Origin of the sequence: Micromonospora sp. WMMD558, assembly GCF_049315255.1 — a bacterium.
Lineage (GTDB): Bacteria > Actinomycetota > Actinomycetes > Mycobacteriales > Micromonosporaceae > Micromonospora.
This window is the reverse complement of record NZ_CP186061.1, coordinates 1,150,505-1,166,873: the sequence shown is the minus strand read 5'-3', so window position 1 is coordinate 1,166,873 and position 16,369 is coordinate 1,150,505. Positions and strand designations below refer to the sequence as shown.

Here is a 16,369-nt window from a genome sequence, read left to right as displayed (position 1 = left end):
AAAGGACAACGCACATGCGCAGACTCATCGCCCGCCTTCGCGGGGACGCCGGGATGAACACCGCCGAGTACGCCGTCGGCACGCTCGCCGCGGTCGCCTTCGCCGGCATCCTGCTCAAGGTGCTGACCTCCGGCAACGTGCAGTCCGCGTTGACGGCCGTCATCGACCGGGCACTCAAGTGACGCGGCGCCGGTGGGCCGGCCGTGACCGCGGATCCTTCACCGCCGAACTGGCGGCCGGGCTTCCGGCGCTGCTGCTGTTCCTGTTCACGGGCCTGACCGCGGTCCACGCGGTGGGCACGAAGGGCGAATGCGTGCACGCGGCCCGGGAGGCGGCGATCGCCGCCTCCCGGGGCGACGACGGACGGGCCGCCGCTGACCGGGTCGCCCCACCCGGGGCGGAGGTGTCCATCACCGTGGACGGGGACCGGGTACGCGCGACGGTCCGGGCCCCGGTCCGTGCTCTGGGTGCTCGGCTTCCCCGGCTCACGGTCGCCGCGACCGTTGTGGCCGCCGTCGAGCCCGGCGCCCATCTCCCGTGATCCGCAGATCGCCATCGGACACCTCCGCCCCAGGCGTGAGCGTCGATTTGCCGCGCTGAAATGACGTATCCGCTCGGGGGGAACGACATGAGGGCCGACGTGGACGAAGACCGGGGTGGCGCGAGCGTGCTCCTGCTCGCCGTCGGGATCGCGTTCGTCCTGTTCGGTACGGCCGGCGCGGCGGTGGCGGCCGCCCGGGTCGCGCGGCAGCACGCCGGTGTCGCGGCGGACCTCGGTGCCCTGGCCGGTGCCGGTGACGCCGTCCGGGGCGGTGCGGCGGCGTGTGCGTCGGCCGCCAGCGTCGTCTCGGACAACGGGGGACGGCTGGTCTACTGCCGGCTCGACGGGCTGGACGTCCTGATCACGGCGGAGGTGACGGTGACACCGATGCCGGGCCTGACCCGAGTGGCGACCGCCCGAGCCCGGGCCGGCCCGGTCCGAGCCGGGGCGGCGACGAACGGCGCGGGCGGCGGGGCGAGTCCGAGTTGACCCGGCGACGGCGCCCGCCCGAGCCGAAACCCGGGCCGAAACCGGGCCGGATCCCGGGCCGAGACCGGGCCGGTACCCGGCGACGGCGACGGCGACTTCGGCCCGGGCCGAAGGCTCGATGTCAGCGGGCCTGGAGGGCGTCCAGGGCGATGGCCATCGCGATCACCAGCCGGCGGTCGATCTCCGGGTGCTGGATCTGGACGACGTACCGGTCGCGGAGACCCCACTGCTTGACGACGGAGAAGACCGGCTGGCCGTCCGCGACGAAGTCGAAGTGGTACGGCAGCCAGGACAGCGAGTCGACGAAGCGCCGGAGCAGGGCCACCGGCAGGGACCGTTCCTGCCCGGTCACCTGGGGCAACCCGGCCTGCTCGACGTGCCAGGTCGAGCGGAGCAGGGACTGCGCGAAGTCCTTACGGAACGCCCCGATCGGGTTGCCGGCGTGGTCGGTGACGTCGTACGTGGCACCGAGGTCGAGACGCTGCCGCGCCTTGAAGCCGAGCAACGGCTGCTGCTTCGAGTCGTCGGTGTAGATCGTCACCTGCTCCTTGAAGGCGAGCCGCTTCTGCTGCGCGAAGGCCAACAGGCCGCCTTCGGAGCCGTCGGGGGCGACGGCGTGGACCTCGTACTGGTTGACCATCAACCGGATCCGCTGCCGGATGTGGAACTGCTGCTGAGCCTGCACATTGTCGGGTTGCATGAGATCTCCTTCAGAGGGTGGGGCGGAGTCTCGCACAGCCAGGGCCCCGCCGCCTGCCTCTTGAGCCCCGGACGGCCAAGTGTCAGCAGCGGCCGTCGGCCGTCGTGCGCAGGGCCCAGGTCTGGAGGATCTGGTGGATGGCGTGCAGCCGTTCGTTGATCTGGTCCAGCCGCTCGGCCTGGGCGAGCGTCGCGAGGGCGGTGCCGAGCGCGATCTGCTGGTCGGGAGTGAGGTTGTCCTGGTCGATCGTGTAGAGCAGGTCGACGGTCTCGGCGATGGTGTCGGCCATGATCCCTCCGTTGGCAGGGAGAAACAGATCCATGGAAGCGCTCCCAATAATGCCCCGGCGCGCGACGTTCCATGCCCGGCGGGCACCTGGTGGGACGCGCTCACGCCGGAAGGTTGGCCAGCACCACGTCGAGGACCCGGACGGCGTCCGGCTTGGAGAGCGGGTTGTTGCCGTTGCCGCACTTCGGGGACTGGACGCACGACGGGCAGCCGGACTCGCAGGCGCACTCCGCGATCGCGTCCCGGGTCGCGCGCAGCCAGGCCGACGCCGTCCCGTACGCGCGCTCGGCGAAACCGGCCCCACCCGGGTGCCCGTCGTACACGAAGACCGTCGGCGCCTCGGTGTCCGGGTGCACCGCCGTGGAGAGTCCGCCGATGTCCCACCGGTCGCAGGTGGCCATCAGCGGCAACAGCCCGATCGCGGCGTGCTCGGCGGCGTGCAGCGCGCCCGGCACGTCGGCCGGGTCGACCCCGGCCGCCGTGAGGGACTCCGGCGAGAGGGTGAACCAGACCGCCACGGTGCGCAGCTCACGGGCGGGAAGGTCCAGCGGGCGGGTGTCGATGACCTCGCCGGTGGCGATCCGCCGGCGCTGGTACGACACCACCTGGCTGGTCACGTCGACCTCGCCGAGGAAGAGCCCGACCGGCCCGGCGTCCACGTACGACCGCACCGACACCACCGACAGCGACGTGACGTCCCGGGCATGGGTGGACCAGTCCGGCTCCTCGGGGTGCACCAGCGCGCACCCGTCGGCGAGGTCGAGGGTGTCGACGACGTACGACACGCCCTGGTGCAGGTAGACCGCCCCGGTGTGGAGCAGGAAGTGCGACGACCCGCCGTCGACCGTGCCGAGCAGGCGGCCGGTCGCGGCCTCCACCACGCAGACCGGCGCGCCGTCCTCGCCGCGCAGGTCGACCTCGGGGCGCTCCCGGTGCCGCCAGTACCAGCCGGTCGGCCGTTGCCGCAGCGCGCCGGCCTCCACCAGCGCGTCGACGGCCTCCTTCGCCCCGTTGCCGAACAGTTCCAGGTCGGCCGGGGTGAGCGGCGCCTCGGCCGCCGCGCACGCCAACTGCGGCCCGAGGACGTACGGGTTGGCCGGGTCGAGCACGGTCGCCTCGACGGGCGCCCCGAAGACCGCCTCCGGGTGGTGGACGAGATAGGTGTCGAGCGGGTCGTCCCGGGCCACCAGCACGGCCAGCGCCTCCTGGCCGGAGCGCCCGGCCCGGCCGGCCTGCTGCCAGAGCGACGCCCGCGTGCCCGGGTAACCGCAGATCAGCACCGCGTCCAGCCCGACCAGGTCGACCCCCAGTTCCAGCGCGTTCGTCGAGGCCAGCCCGAGCAGGTCGCCGTGCAGCAGCGCCCGCTCCAGTTCACGCCGCTCCTCGCGCAGGTAGCCGGCCCGGTAGGCGGCCACCCGCGCACCGAGCCCGGGCATCGCGTCGTCCAGGGCGCGCCGGGCGTTCGCGGCCACCACCTCGGCGCCCCGCCGGGATCGGACGAACGCCAACGTGCGGACCCCCGACGCGACCGTGTCGGCGAGCAGGTCCGCGGTCTCCCGCAGTGCGGACCGTCGGACCGGCGCGAGATCGACGTCGTCGGGGGAGGCGCTGGCCGCGGGCAGCAGCGGCGGTTCCCACATCGCGAAGGTCACCCCGCCGCGCGGCGACGTGTCCTCGGTGACGGCCGTCACCGGCAGGCCGGTGAGCCGCCCGGCCGCCGCGGCCGGGTCACCCGACGTGGCCGAGGCCAGCACGAAGACGGGGGTACGCCCGTAGCGCGCGCACTGCCGCCGCAACCGGCGCAGCACGTGGGCGACGTGCGAGCCGAACACCCCCCGGTAGGTGTGGCACTCGTCGACCACCACGTACGCGAGCCGACGCAGGAAGCCCGACCACTGCGCGTGCCCGGGCAGGATGCCGTGGTGGAGCATGTCGGGATTGGTCAACACGAACCGGGAGTGCCGCCGGATCCACTCCCGCTCGGCGCGCGGGGTGTCCCCGTCGTAGCAGGCGGGGCGTACCCCCTCCAACTCCAGGTCGGCGACGGCGCGCACCTGGTCGGCGGCGAGCGCCTTGGTCGGCGCGAGATAGAGCACGGTGGCCCGGGGGTCGGCGAGCAGGGTGGCCAGTGCGGGCAGCTGGTACGCCAGCGACTTGCCGGAGGCCGTGCCGGTGGCGACGACGACGTGCGTCCCGGCGTACGCGAGATCGGCCGCCTCGGCCTGGTGCCGCCACGGCGCGACCACGCCCCGGCGGGCGAACGCCGCTCGCAGCTCGGCCGGGGCCCAGTCGGGCCAGGGCGCGGGCGTGCCGGGGCGGGCCGGCACCCGCTCCACGTGCGTGACCGGGTCGGCTTCGCCACGGGCGCGCAACCGGGCCAGCAGGTCGGCCGGCGCGGGGCCGGGGCCGGCGCTCGGCGTGGCGGCGACCGACGGCTTCAGGTCGTGGCGCGGCGTCGGACGCGCCGAGCTGAAGCTGTCGACAGTCACGTCCTGCACTCTCGCACGGGTGTTCGGAGATGAAAAGCAGGGGCCCGGGGTAAGAGGTGGGCCGCCGCCGGTGACCATCAGGGCATCCGGCGGTAGTGGTTGAATGCCCTGGAGAGTTTACGGCTCTTGCGAGGAGGGACCGATGGAGCTGTCACTGGCGACCCGCACCGTGGGCGAGCACACGGTGCTCGAGGTCGGCGGTGAGGTGGACGTCTACACCGCCCCCCGGCTGCGCGAACGGCTCCTCGAACTGATCGACGGCGGCGCCCGGCACGTCGTGGTCGACCTCGGCCGGGTGGACTTCCTCGACTCCACCGGGCTCGGCGTACTGGTGGGCGCCCTCAAACGGCTGCGCACCGCGGGCGGCACGTTCGCCCTCGTGTGCGACAAGGAGCCACTGCTGAAGATCTTCCGGATCACCGCACTCGACCAGGTCTTCCCGCTCCACCCGACGGTCGACGCGGCGACCGGCGCGTGATGGCCACCGTCCGCCTCTCGTTCTCGCCGGCACCGGTGCACGTCCGCACCGCCCGACTGGTCGGGGTCGCGGTCGCCCGGCGGGCGGGCGTCCGGGAGGACCTGCTCGACGAGGTGCGGCTCGCGATCGGTGAGGCGTGCACCCGGGCGGTCGCCCTGCACCGGCAGTACGGCCTGCCCGACCCGGTGCTGGTGGAGATGTCCGACTCGGGGGCGTACGCCGTGCGGGTCGTCGACCGGGCGCCGATCGAGGCCGGGATCGGCCTGGCCGCGCTGCCGCCGGACGAGTTGGCCAAGGAGTCGCTCAGCGAGGACGCCCTGACCACCGGCGTCGGCTTCGCGCTGCTCGCCGGCTTCGTCGAGGACCTCCAGGTGCGTCCGGTGGACGAGGGTGTCGGCACCGAGGTGCGGATGGTGTGGCCGGTCGCCCGCTGACCTGATCTTTCTTGCCGCAGGCCGCGTCCCGATCAGGGGGCGCGGCCTGATCGTCATGGACGCCCTCCTATATCAGATTTCTCCTCATAACACAGCGACGAAGATCATCCGGACACGGTGGCCCCTCGGTGTGACCTCCGACACTGCGGAGGGCTACAGTACCCGGGTTGTCAGCAAGTGATCCATCCCGCACCCAGCGGGAACGGTGTTCATCGCTGGTCCGCTCGGGGTGGGTTGGCGCGTGCTTGCGACACCGCATCCAGGCGCCGGCCGGTGCGTCTCCACCGGTCGGGCGCGAGCGTTCGGTACAGGAGGACACAGATGTCCGACACCTTGGCCGCAGACAGCGGCGGGATCTCCCTCACCGGGGACAATGTCACGTACGTGGTTCTCGCCGCCGTGATCGCGGCCGTGGCGCTGGTCTTCGCCGCCACGTTGACGAGGACCGTGCTGGCGGCCGGCAGAGGCACCACCAACATGCAGGAGATCTCGGGGGCGGTGCAGGAGGGCGCCTCGGCGTACCTGCTCCGGCAGTTCCGCACCCTGGCGATCTTCGTGGTCGTCGCCGTGGTGCTGCTCTTCCTGCTGCCGGTGCACGACACCGACGGCAGCGAGACGGCGGTGAAGATCGGCCGATCGGCCTTCTTCGTCGTCGGCGCGCTGTTCAGCGCGTTCATCGGTGGCGCCGGAATGTGGCTGGCCACCCGGGCCAACCTGCGGGTCGCCGCAGCCGCCCGCGAGCGTGAGGGCGGCCGCGAGGCGGCCATGCGGATCGCGTTCCGCACCGGTGGCGTGGTCGGCTTCCTCACCGTCGGCCTCGGTCTCCTCGGTGCCGCGCTGGTCGTCCTGTTCTTCAAGGGTGACGCCCCGACCGTGCTGGAGGGCTTCGGCTTCGGCGCCGCGCTGCTCGCCATGTTCATGCGGGTCGGCGGCGGCATCTTCACCAAGGCCGCCGACGTCGGCGCCGACCTGGTCGGCAAGGTCGAACAGGGTATCCCCGAGGACGACCCGCGAAACGCCGCCACCATCGCCGACAACGTGGGTGACAACGTCGGCGACTGCGCCGGCATGGCCGCCGACCTGTTCGAGTCGTACGCGGTCACCCTGGTCGCCGCGCTGATCCTCGGCCGCGCCGCCTTCGGCGAGCAGGGCCTGGTCTTCCCGCTGATCATCTCCACCATCGGTGTGCTCGTCGCGATCATCGGCGTCTTCATCACCCGGCTGCGCGCCTCGGACCGCTCCGGCCTGACCGCCATCAACCGGGCCTTCTACATCTCGGCGCTGCTCTCCGCGGTGCTGGTCGCCGCCGCCACCTGGGCGTACCTGCCGGCGACCTTCGCCGAGCTGGAGGGCGGCCTGACCGACGTGGACGAGAACCCGCGCGTGGTCGCCATCGGCGCGGTCGTCATCGGCATCGTGCTGGCGGCGGCGATCCAGGCGCTGACCGGCTACTTCACCGAGACGAACCGCCGCCCGGTGCAGGACATCGGCAAGAGCAGCCAGACCGGCCCGGCGACCGTCATCCTCGCCGGCATCAGCGTCGGCCTGGAGTCGGCGGTCTACTCGGCGCTGCTGATCGCCGCGGGCGTCTTCGGCGCGTTCCTGCTCGGCGGCAGCTCCATCACGCTGTCGCTGTTCGCCGTCGCGCTGGCCGGCACCGGCCTGCTCACCACGGTCGGCGTGATCGTCGCCATGGACACCTTCGGCCCGATCTCCGACAACGCGCAGGGCGTGGCGGAGATGTCCGGTGACATCGACGAGCACGGCGCCCGGACGCTGACCGAGCTGGACGCCGTCGGCAACACCACCAAGGCGATCACCAAGGGCATCGCGATCGCCACGGCGGTGCTCGCCGCCACCGCGCTGTTCGGTTCGTACACCGACACGCTGCGCACCGCGTACTCGGACGCGGGTGTCGCCGACGTCGGCGCCGAGATCCTCAACTCGCTGAACGTGGCGAATCCGCGCAACCTGGTCGGCCTCATCATCGGCGCGGCGGTGGTCTTCCTCTTCTCCGGGCTGGCCATCAACGCGGTGTCCCGCTCGGCGGGCGCCGTCGTGATGGAGGTCCGCCGGCAGTTCCGCGAGCTGCCCGGGATCATGGACCGCACGCAGCGCCCCGAGTACGGCAAGGTCGTCGACATCTGCACCCGGGACGCGCAGCGCGAGCTGATGACCCCCGGCCTGCTGGCGATCATGGCGCCGATCGCGGTCGGCTTCGGCCTCGGGCCGGGCGCTCTGGCGTCGTACCTGGCCGGCGCCATCGGTGCCGGCACGCTGATGGCGGTGTTCCTGGCCAACTCCGGTGGCGCCTGGGACAACAGCAAGAAGATGGTCGAGGACGGCGCGTACGGCGGCAAGGGCTCCGAGGCGCACGCCGCGACGGTCATCGGCGACACCGTCGGCGACCCGTTCAAGGACACCGCCGGTCCGGCGATCAACCCGCTGATCAAGGTGATGAACCTGGTCTCGCTGCTGATCGCCCCGGCCGTGGTGGCCTGGAGCGTGGGCGACGACCGCAACACCGGCCTGCGGATCACCATCGCGGTGGTGGCGACGCTGGTCGTCGTCGCGGCGGTCGTGTTCAGCAAGCGCAAGGGCGTGGCGATGGCGGACTCCGGCACCGGCACCGGCGCCGGCAACCCCGACCAGCGACCGGAGACGGTCAACGCCTGAACCCGACCCGGTCCCCGGCCGGCGTGGCCGGCCGGGGACCGGCGGGCCGACATCGACCGGGGACCGGCGGGCCGAGCGCAGGACCGGCGGGTCGGGCCTGACCGGCCGGGGACCGCACACCGGCCAACCTGACCGGTGTGCGGCGGGACGCGACGCCGTACGCTGCAACGCATGCGTACGTGCCGGGCGGCAGCCGCCGGAAAGCTGACGGCGCTGCTGGCCACGGTCGTCCTGCTGGGCGCGGGCTGCGCCGGCGGGCCGAGCCCCCGGGCCTGGGCGGCGTCGGTCTGTTCGGCCCTGACACCCTGGCGCGCCGAGATCAGCAAGCTCACCAGCAGCACCGACCAGCAGATGACCGCCCAGACCACACCGGCGCAGGCCAAGGAGAACCTGGTGCGGCTCTTCGACGGCGCGGAGCAGGCCAGCGAGACCGCGCGCCGCAAGGTCGAGCAGGCCGGCATTCCGGACGCCGAGAAGGGGGCCGAGGTGTCGGAGGGCTTTCGGACGTCGCTGGCGCGGATGCGCGACGCGTACGGCAAGGCGCGCGACGTCATCGACGGCCTGAGCACCAGCCAACCCACCGTCTTCTACGACGGGGTGCGGGCCGCGGTGGAGACGCTGAACCGGGAGTACGACGCCAGCGCGCTGGACACCACCCGGCTCAACTCGGAGGAGTTGAAGCGCGCCTTCGCCGAGGTCCCCGAGTGTCGTTGAGCGGTGCCGCCGGATCGTCGGACGCGGAGTCGCTGCCGACGCTCTTCCCGGTGCCCGAGCCGGCCGTGCCGGCTCCCGCGCGACCCGCTCGCCGGCGGCGTCCCGCCCCGCCCGTCGATCCGCCGGCCGTCGGCGCGGCGGACCCGGCCGCCGGGGCGGATTCCGGCACCGCCGAGGCGGACGAGGGCCCGGGGCGGAGCGGCGGGTCCCGCCCCGCCGGCCATCCGCCGGGCCCGGACGATCCCCGCCGGCAGTTGGCCTTCTTCGGCGCCGAGGCCACCGACCCGTCCGTCGCCGACCTGGCCGGCCTGCTCGCCGGGCCCGCCGACGTGTCGGTCATGGGCGGCACCGCCCGGCTGGCGGTGGTGGTCGACGCCGCGTGGCGGGTGCACGTGCTCGTCGCCGAACTGGCCGCCCGGGGCCTGCGAGCGAGCTGGGCGGAGACCGGGGACGGGCGGCACGCGGTGCGGACGTCGTACACCCGGCTCCTGAAGCCGCTCGCGGCGGCGTGGCTGGACGGCCCGGCGAAGCGCCCGCCGGACGGCTTCCACCTGAACGGCCGGCGACTGCGGCTGTGGCTCGCGGCCGCCGGGTCGGTGGAGCCGCCGGACGTCCTGCTGCGCCTCGGCGCCGCCGCCGACGCGCACCTGGCGGCGGTCGGCGCCGCCCTGGCCGCGGCCGGCCTGCCCAACGCCGTGCTCGACCCCGATGTCCCCGCCTACCGCGTCACCGGTCGCCGCGACCTGACCCGCCTGACCGAGCTGATCGGCGACCCCCCGCCGCGCACCCCACCGGGATCCTGGCCCATCCGCCCCTGACGACGAGGGGCGAGGGTGGGGGCGGCGAACGGGTGGGGACGGGTCGGCTACAGGGCTTGTTCGTCACGGGAGACCACTCGGCGGGCCACGGGCGGTGTACGGTGGCGCCGTCCGGCCCCGCCGGCCGCGAGAGGGAGTGGTTTGTCGCCCGCGAAACCCGAATCGCGGGCGACGCGTTACGTTGGACATCCGGACCGCCGGGCCCGGAGGGGTCGAGTGCGGCCCGAACCGGGCGGCCGGGCGGTCACGAACAGGAGTGAGGTCGGAGAGAGACGTGCCGAGCAACGCTGGAACCACCCGTCTGGTCATCGTCGAGTCACCGGCGAAGGCCAAGACGATCTCGGGCTACCTCGGCCCGGGGTACGTCGTGGAGGCCAGCTTCGGGCACGTCCGCGACCTGCCGCGCAACGCCGCCGACGTGCCGGCGAAGTACAAGGGCGAGCCGTGGGCGCGGCTCGGCGTCGACGTCGACAACGGCTTCCACGCCCTCTACGTGGTCTCGCCGGACCGCAAGCAGCAGATCAGCAAGCTGACCAAGCTGGCCAAGGAGGTCGACGAGATTCTCCTGGCGACGGACGAGGACCGCGAGGGCGAGGCGATCGCCTGGCACCTGGTGGAGACGCTCAAGCCCAAGGTGCCGGTCAAGCGGATGGTCTTCCACGAGATCACCAAGCCGGCCATCCAGGCCGCGGTGGCCAACCCCCGGGAGATCGACCGGGACCTGGTCGACGCGCAGGAGGCCCGCCGCATCCTCGACCGCCTCTACGGCTACGAGGTCTCGCCGGTGCTGTGGAAGAAGGTCATGCCGAAGCTGTCGGCGGGGCGGGTGCAGTCGGTGGCGACCCGCATCGTCGTCGAGCGGGAGCGCCAGCGGATGGCGTTCCGCACCGCCGAGTACTGGGACATCCTCGCGACCCTCGCGGTCGCCCGGGCCGGCGAGGGGCCGCGCACCTTCAACGCCACGCTGATCGCGCTGAACGGCGACCGGATCGCCACCGGCAAGGACTTCGAGCCGACCACCGGCCGGGTGAAGGCCGGCGCGGGTGTCGTCCACCTGGACGAGGGCGGGGCGCGCGGGCTGGCGGCCCGGCTGGAGGGCCGGCCGTTCACGGTCACCCGGGTGGAGGAGAAGCCCTACCGCCGGCGGCCGTACGCGCCGTTCATCACGTCCACCCTCCAGCAGGAGGCGGCCCGTAAGCTGCGGTTCTCGTCGCAGCAGACGATGCGTACCGCGCAGCGGCTCTACGAGAACGGCTACATCACCTACATGCGTACCGACTCGGTGAACCTGTCGGAGACCGCCATCGCGGCGGCCCGCCGGCAGATCGTCGAGCTGTACGGCGAGCGCAGCGTGCCGCCGGAGCCGCGCCGCTACACCGGCAAGGTGAAGAACGCGCAGGAGGCGCACGAGGCGATCCGCCCGGCGGGCGACAACTTCCGCACCCCGGGTGAGGTGGCCAAGGAGCTGTCCGCCGAGGAGTTCAAGCTCTACGAGCTGATCTGGCGGCGCACGATCGCCTCGCAGATGACCGACGCGGTCGGCTCCAGCGTGTCGGTGCGCATCCGGGCGACCACGGCCGGCGGCGAGGAGGCCGACTTCGGCGCCACCGGCAAGACCATCACCGACCCGGGCTTCCTGCGCGCGTACGTCGAGTCCAGCGACGACGAGAACGCCGAGGCGGAGGACGCCGAGCGCCGCCTGCCCACGCTGGTGAAGGACCAGCCGCTCACCGCCGACGAACTGGCCGCGCAGGGCCACCACACCCAGCCGCCGGCCCGCTACACCGAGGCGTCCCTGGTCAAGGCCCTGGAGGAGCTGGGCATCGGCCGCCCGTCGACGTACGCGTCGATCATGCAGACCATCCAGGACCGGGGGTACGTCTTCAAGCGCGGGCAGGCGATGATCCCGTCGTTCCTGGCGTTCGCGGTGGTCGGGCTGATGGAGCGGCACTACCCGCGCCTGATCGACTACGACTTCACCGCCAGCATGGAGAACGAGCTGGACGAGATCGCCGGTGGCGACCACGCGGCGGTCGACTTCCTCACCGCGTTCTACTTCGGCAGCGCCAACGGCGCCGGCGACCAGGACATCGCCCGTTCCGGTGGCCTGAAGAAGCTGGTCACCGAGAACCTGAGCGACATCGACGCCCGCAGCGTCAACTCGATCCCGCTGTTCACCGACGACGAGGGGCGCGAGGTCGTGGTGCGGGTCGGCCGGTTCGGGCCGTACCTCCAGCGGGCGATTCCCGGCGAGGTGCCGCCGCCGAAGGCGGAGGGCGAGGAGGGCGGCGCCCCGGGCGACCGCGCGCCGATCCCGGAGGGGCTGGCACCGGACGAGCTGACGCCGGAGAAGGTGCACGAGCTGTTCCTCGGCGGTGGGGGCGAGCGCAAGCTCGGTGACGACCCGGCCACCGGCGAGCCGATCCTGCTCAAGTCCGGCCGGTACGGCCCGTACGTGGCCAGCGGCGAACGCAAGTCGTCGCTGCTGCGTTCCCAGTCGCCGGACTCGCTGACCTTCGAGGAGGCGCTCAAGCTGCTCAGCCTGCCCCGGCTGGTCGGCGTCGACCCGGAGGGCAACGAGGTCTTCGCCAACAACGGCCGCTACGGGCCGTACGTCAAGCGGGGCGAGGAGTTCCGGTCGCTGGACTCCGAGGACAGGATGTTCACGGTCACCCTCGACGAGGCGCTGGCCCTGCTCGCCGCCCCGAAAGCCCGCCAGCGCCGGGCGGCCGCGCCGCCGCTGCGGGAGATGGGCGTCGACCCGCTGACCGAGAAGCCGCTGGTCATCAAGGACGGGCGGTTCGGGCCGTACGTGACCGACGGGGAGACCAACGCGTCGCTGCGGCGCGGCCAGACGCCGGAGGCGCTGACCATGGAGGAGGCGTCGGAGATGCTCGCCGAGAAGCGGGCGAAGGGTCCGGCGCCCCGCAAGAAGGCGGCGAAGAAGGCCGCGCCGGCCAAGAAGACCGCGGCGAAGAAGACCGCCGCGGCCACCAAGGCGACGGCGGCGAAGAAGGCGACGACCGCGAAGGCCACCCCGGCCAAGAAGGCCGCCCCGAAGAAGGCCACGACGTCGACGGAGTGACGCCGCCTCGGGCCGCGCGGTGTCATGGCGGCCGCGACCCTGCTCGGCGCCCTTTGCTCTGCTTCAACGGACGCAACGCTTTCTGAGCGGAACCGGTGCGTGGAGTGAAGCAGAGCAAAGGGGCCGGACCGGTCACCCGAGCCCGGCGGCGGGGACGTCCGGCGTCAGGAGCCGAGGACCCGGTCCAGGTGGGGCGACGCGAAGACACGGTCGGGGTCGAGGCGGTCGCGGACCTGCTGGAAGGCCTGCCAGCGCGGGTACGCGGACGCCAGCGACGCCGCGTCGCGCCAATGCAGCTTGCCCCAGTGCGGCCGGCCGCCCAACCCGGCCGCCACCTCCTCGAAGGCCCGGAAGTACGGCTCGTACGGCATGCCCACGTACTGGTGGACCGCGATGTACGCGGAGTCCCGGCCGTGACCGTGGGACAGCCAGACGTCGTCGGCGGCGGTGAACCGCACCTCCACCGGGAACAGCACCTTGAACGGCAGCCCGTCGACGATCCCGCGCAGGGCGTCCAGGGCCGGTTCGAGGGCGTCGCGCGGCAGCGCGTACTCCATCTCCACGAAACGGACCCGGCGCGGGGTGCAGAAGACCGTGTCGGAGCGGCCGGTGTAGCGGCGTTCGGTGAGCGCCCGCGCGGAGACCGCGCTGATGGTCGGCGCGAGCGCCGGCACGGCGCGGCCCAGCCGACAGGCCCCGGCGAAGACGGTGTTGGCGAGGAACTCGTCGTCAAGCCAGCCCCGCCAGCGGGGCAGCGGCCGGTCGTCGACGGGCACCCGGTCGTTGGTCTTGACCTGCACCCGGTCGGTGTACGGGAACCAGTAGAACTCGACGTGGTCGTGGCGGCCCAGCAGGGCCGGCAGGTCGGCCAGCACATCGGCTAGCGGCGCCGGGCGCTCGTGCGCGAGCAGCACGAACGCGTCCACGCAGCGCAGCGTCACGTCGACCAGCACGCCGAGCGCGCCCAGCGAGACCCGGGCGGCGGCGAACACGTCGGGCTGCTCGTCGGCGGAGCAGTGCAGCACCTCGCCGGTGCCGGTGACCAGGGTGAGCGACTCGACGAACGTGGACAGGCAGCCGTACCCGGCGCCGGTGCCGTGCGTGCCGGTCGAGATCGCGCCGGCGACGGTCTGCGCGTCGATGTCGCCGAGGTTGGGCAGGGCCAGCCCGTGCTCGGCGAGGAGCCGGTTGAGCGCCCGCAGCGTGATCCCGGCGGGTACGGTGACCAGTCGACGGTCGACGTCGACGCGGACGCCGGTGTCCAGGTCGGAGAGTTCCATCCGGTGCCCGTCGGTCAGCGCGACGGCGGCGAAGGAGTGGCCGCTGCCGACCGCCCGGATCCGCTCGCCCGCTGTGGCGGCGGCCCGGACGGCGTCGGCGACGTCGTCGACGGACCTGGGACGCAGGACGGCCGTGGCGGTGCCACGCTGATTGCCGGCCCAGTTCGACCAGGCGGTTACGGAGGGTGCGGTGGCGACCATGGGACACTCCTCGACATGAATATGAACTGACTTCATATCAGGAACGTTCTACCTGGTAAATACCGCAATCGAGGTCCGCTCGTTGTACCGGTAGTCACGGACTCGTGACGTGCAGATATGTTCATCCGTCGAAGGGGGGTGGCGCCGAGTGTCCACACCAGCCGCCACGACCGGGCCGCTGCGCCGCGTACCGGTGCAGGGTCGAAGTGTCGCGCGGGTCCAGCGGATGCTGGACGCCTGTGCCGAGCTCGTCGACGAGGTGGGGTACGAGGGGCTGACCACGACTCTGCTCGCCGAGCGTGCCGAGGTGGCGATCGGGTCGGTCTACCAGTTCTTTCCGGACAAGCGGGCGATCGTGCAGGCGCTGACCCTGCGCACGATGGAGTCCTACCTCCAGCGGCTCGACGAGAGGTTCGCCTCGGACGACCTGACCCACTGGTGGGACGGTGTCGACGCGGCGATCGACGAGTACATCACGATGCACCGTACTGTCCCGGGGTTCCGTACCCTGCACTTCGGCGACGTGGTCGACCTGCACCTGCTCGATGAGCAGCGGGACAACAACGGGGTGATCGCCGATCAGCTCGCCCGCGTGCTCACCGAACGCTTCGGGCTGACCGACGTACCGGACCTCCGGTTCCACCTGGAGATCGCGGTCGAGGCCTCCGACGCGCTCATCAAGCTGGCGTTCCGCCGGCAGCCGGAGGGCGACGCCCGGGTGCTGACCGAGGCCAAGGCGCTCATCCGGGAGTACCTGCACCGCCAGGTCGACGCCCGGGAGAGCGCGGGCCAGCCGGCGGAGGTGGCCCAGCCGGCCTGACCGCCGTACGACCTGCCCGGACCGCCCGCAACCGGCCCGGTCGGCGGCGACGCGACCACGCGGGCGCGTCGCCTCGCCGGCGGCTCACAGGAAGGCCCGGCCCTCACCGCGGTACGTCGGGACGGTCGCCACCGCGGTGTCGCCGTCGACCAGGTGCAGCTCGTTGACGTGCTCGGCGAGCTCGCCGGCCTTGGCGTGCCGGAACCACACCCGGTCGCCGACCCGCAGCGTCGCGGCGGCTGTGCCGGTCAGCGGGGTCTGCACCTCGCCGGCCCCCTCGGTGCCGACCAGCTCCAGCCCGACCGGGAGGACCGGCCGGGGGAGCCGGCTGCGCTCGGCGGGGCCGGAGGCGATCCAGCCGCCGCCGAGCACGGTGGCGTAGCCGGGGGCGGGACGGCGGACCACCGCGCAGGCGAAGAACGCCGCCGGGGTGGGGCGCCAGGCCCGGTAGGCGTCGAACAACGTCGGCCCGTACAGGCCCGATCCCGCGGTGACCTCGGTGACCGCGGGATCGGCGCTGGTGGCGGCCACGCTGCCGGTGCCGCCGCCGTTGACGAATTCCAGGTCGGCGTGCTCGCGGACGGCGGCCACCGCCGCGCTGCGGCGGGCCAGCAGCTCGCGGTACGACCCGCGCTGGGCCAGCCGGATCGCCGCGCCGAGCGCCGCCCGCCCCGGCGGCGCGTCGCCCAGGCCGGCGATCTGCGCCTCGTACGCCATGAGGCCGACCAGCCGGAAGCCGGCGCGGGCCGTGACGGTGGCGGCGAGCGCGCCGGCCGCCCGGGCGCTGTGCACCGGTGAGCGGCGGACGCCGACGTGCACCCGCCCGCCCAGTAGCCGCCACGACGCGTCCAGGTCGAGGCATACCCGCAGCTCGGACCGTCGATCGGGGGCGGCGACCGAGTCCACCAGGTCGAGCTGGTCGGTGCCGTCGACCATCAGCGTCACCGCGGCGGCGAGCGCCGGGTCGGCCGCCAGTTCGGCGAGCGCGGACCGGTCGGCCGTGGGGTACGCCACCAGCGCGTCGTCGGTCACGCCGGAGCGGACCAGCCAGAGTGCCTCGGGCAGGGTGAACGCCATCACGCCCCGCCAGCCCGGGTTCGCCAGGGTGCGGGAGATCAGGTCCCGGCTGCGGACGGACTTGCTGGCGACGCGGACCGGCTTACCTGCCGCGCGGTCCACCAGGGCGGCGGCGTTGGCGTCGAACGCGGCGAGGTCGACGACCGCGTACGGCGGGTCGAGGTGCGCGGTGGCGCGGTCGAGTCGATCGCGGAGGTCGTGCCTGTCGGTGGCCACGTGGTGCACGCTAACCGTCCCGGGCTCAATGCGAAATACCCTCGCGTCTGTCCGGGCTGCGGT

The 16,369-nt window shown here is 73.1% G+C and carries 15 protein-coding genes; 10 read left to right on the top strand and 5 right to left on the bottom strand.

Features of this window, described 5'->3' with window-relative positions; translation table 11 throughout:
- The first annotated feature begins 14 nt into the window (after positions 1–14).
- The 3 genes from ACN26Y_RS05640 to ACN26Y_RS05630 all read left to right on the top strand — a co-directional run bounded on the left by ACN26Y_RS05640 (position 15) and on the right by ACN26Y_RS05630 (position 1,030).
- A complete protein-coding gene (locus tag ACN26Y_RS05640; RefSeq protein WP_120727603.1) occupies positions 15–182 on the top strand; it encodes a DUF4244 domain-containing protein in 168 nt (55 codons plus the stop codon).
- Complete coding sequence (locus tag ACN26Y_RS05635) at positions 179–541, top strand: TadE family type IV pilus minor pilin (protein ID WP_422734428.1); 363 nt, start codon at positions 179–181, stop codon at positions 539–541. Before ACN26Y_RS05640 ends, ACN26Y_RS05635 begins: the two co-directional genes overlap by 4 nt.
- A gap of 87 nt (positions 542–628) precedes the next feature.
- Positions 629–1,030 (top strand): Rv3654c family TadE-like protein, encoded by a 402-nt coding sequence (locus tag ACN26Y_RS05630; protein WP_230688891.1) that lies wholly within the window; start codon positions 629–631, stop codon positions 1,028–1,030.
- 121 nt (positions 1,031–1,151) lie between these two features.
- Here ACN26Y_RS05630 and ACN26Y_RS05625 read toward each other — a convergent pair whose 3' ends face one another.
- The 3 genes from ACN26Y_RS05625 to ACN26Y_RS05615 form a co-directional block, all read right to left on the bottom strand.
- Positions 1,152–1,730, bottom strand: a complete 579-nt coding sequence (locus tag ACN26Y_RS05625) for a hypothetical protein (protein ID WP_155329252.1) — start codon at positions 1,728–1,730, stop codon at positions 1,152–1,154.
- Positions 1,731–1,812: 82 nt separating this feature from the next.
- A complete protein-coding gene (locus ACN26Y_RS05620; RefSeq protein ID WP_155329251.1) occupies positions 1,813–2,019 on the bottom strand; it encodes a hypothetical protein in 207 nt (68 codons plus the stop codon).
- A gap of 100 nt (positions 2,020–2,119) precedes the next feature.
- Complete coding sequence (locus tag ACN26Y_RS05615) at positions 2,120–4,585, bottom strand: DEAD/DEAH box helicase (RefSeq protein WP_230688890.1); 2,466 nt, start codon at positions 4,583–4,585, stop codon at positions 2,120–2,122.
- A gap of 64 nt (positions 4,586–4,649) precedes the next feature.
- On the opposite strand from ACN26Y_RS05615, the gene ACN26Y_RS05610 reads away from it, so the two are divergent.
- The 6 genes from ACN26Y_RS05610 to topA all read left to right on the top strand — a co-directional run bounded on the left by ACN26Y_RS05610 (position 4,650) and on the right by topA (position 12,712).
- The gene (locus ACN26Y_RS05610; protein ID WP_155329250.1) at positions 4,650–4,985 is read left to right on the top strand and encodes an STAS domain-containing protein; all 336 of its coding nucleotides are present in this window, start codon (positions 4,650–4,652) and stop codon (positions 4,983–4,985) included.
- On the top strand, positions 4,985–5,419 hold the full coding sequence (locus tag ACN26Y_RS05605) for an ATP-binding protein (protein ID WP_155329249.1): 435 nt from the start codon (positions 4,985–4,987) through the stop codon (positions 5,417–5,419). The genes ACN26Y_RS05610 and ACN26Y_RS05605 overlap by 1 nt, the downstream gene beginning before the upstream one ends.
- Before the next feature lie 321 nt (positions 5,420–5,740).
- Positions 5,741–8,095 (top strand): sodium-translocating pyrophosphatase, encoded by a 2,355-nt coding sequence (locus ACN26Y_RS05600; RefSeq protein WP_155329248.1) that lies wholly within the window; start codon positions 5,741–5,743, stop codon positions 8,093–8,095.
- A 171-nt stretch (positions 8,096–8,266) separates the two neighbouring features.
- On the top strand, positions 8,267–8,809 hold the full coding sequence (locus tag ACN26Y_RS05595) for a hypothetical protein (protein WP_155329247.1): 543 nt from the start codon (positions 8,267–8,269) through the stop codon (positions 8,807–8,809).
- Positions 8,800–9,627 (top strand): hypothetical protein, encoded by an 828-nt coding sequence (locus ACN26Y_RS05590; protein WP_155329246.1) that lies wholly within the window; start codon positions 8,800–8,802, stop codon positions 9,625–9,627. The genes ACN26Y_RS05595 and ACN26Y_RS05590 overlap by 10 nt, the downstream gene beginning before the upstream one ends.
- Positions 9,628–9,901: 274 nt before the next feature.
- Positions 9,902–12,712: a type I DNA topoisomerase gene (gene topA, locus ACN26Y_RS05585; RefSeq protein WP_155329245.1), complete on the top strand. Its 2,811-nt coding sequence runs from the start codon at positions 9,902–9,904 to the stop codon at positions 12,710–12,712.
- A 164-nt stretch (positions 12,713–12,876) separates the two neighbouring features.
- Here topA and ACN26Y_RS05580 read toward each other — a convergent pair whose 3' ends face one another.
- Entirely contained in the window at positions 12,877–14,193 is a 1,317-nt protein-coding gene (locus ACN26Y_RS05580; RefSeq protein ID WP_155329244.1) for a D-arabinono-1,4-lactone oxidase, read from the bottom strand.
- 226 nt (positions 14,194–14,419) lie between these two features.
- On the opposite strand from ACN26Y_RS05580, the gene ACN26Y_RS05575 reads away from it, so the two are divergent.
- The gene (locus tag ACN26Y_RS05575; RefSeq protein ID WP_155333944.1) at positions 14,420–15,013 is read left to right on the top strand and encodes a TetR family transcriptional regulator; all 594 of its coding nucleotides are present in this window, start codon (positions 14,420–14,422) and stop codon (positions 15,011–15,013) included.
- Positions 15,014–15,097: 84 nt separating this feature from the next.
- Here the strand turns inward: ACN26Y_RS05575 and ACN26Y_RS05570 are convergent, their stop codons facing one another.
- Complete coding sequence (locus ACN26Y_RS05570; RefSeq protein WP_155329243.1) at positions 15,098–16,306, bottom strand: alanine racemase; 1,209 nt, start codon at positions 16,304–16,306, stop codon at positions 15,098–15,100.
- Positions 16,307–16,369 lie beyond the last annotated feature (63 nt).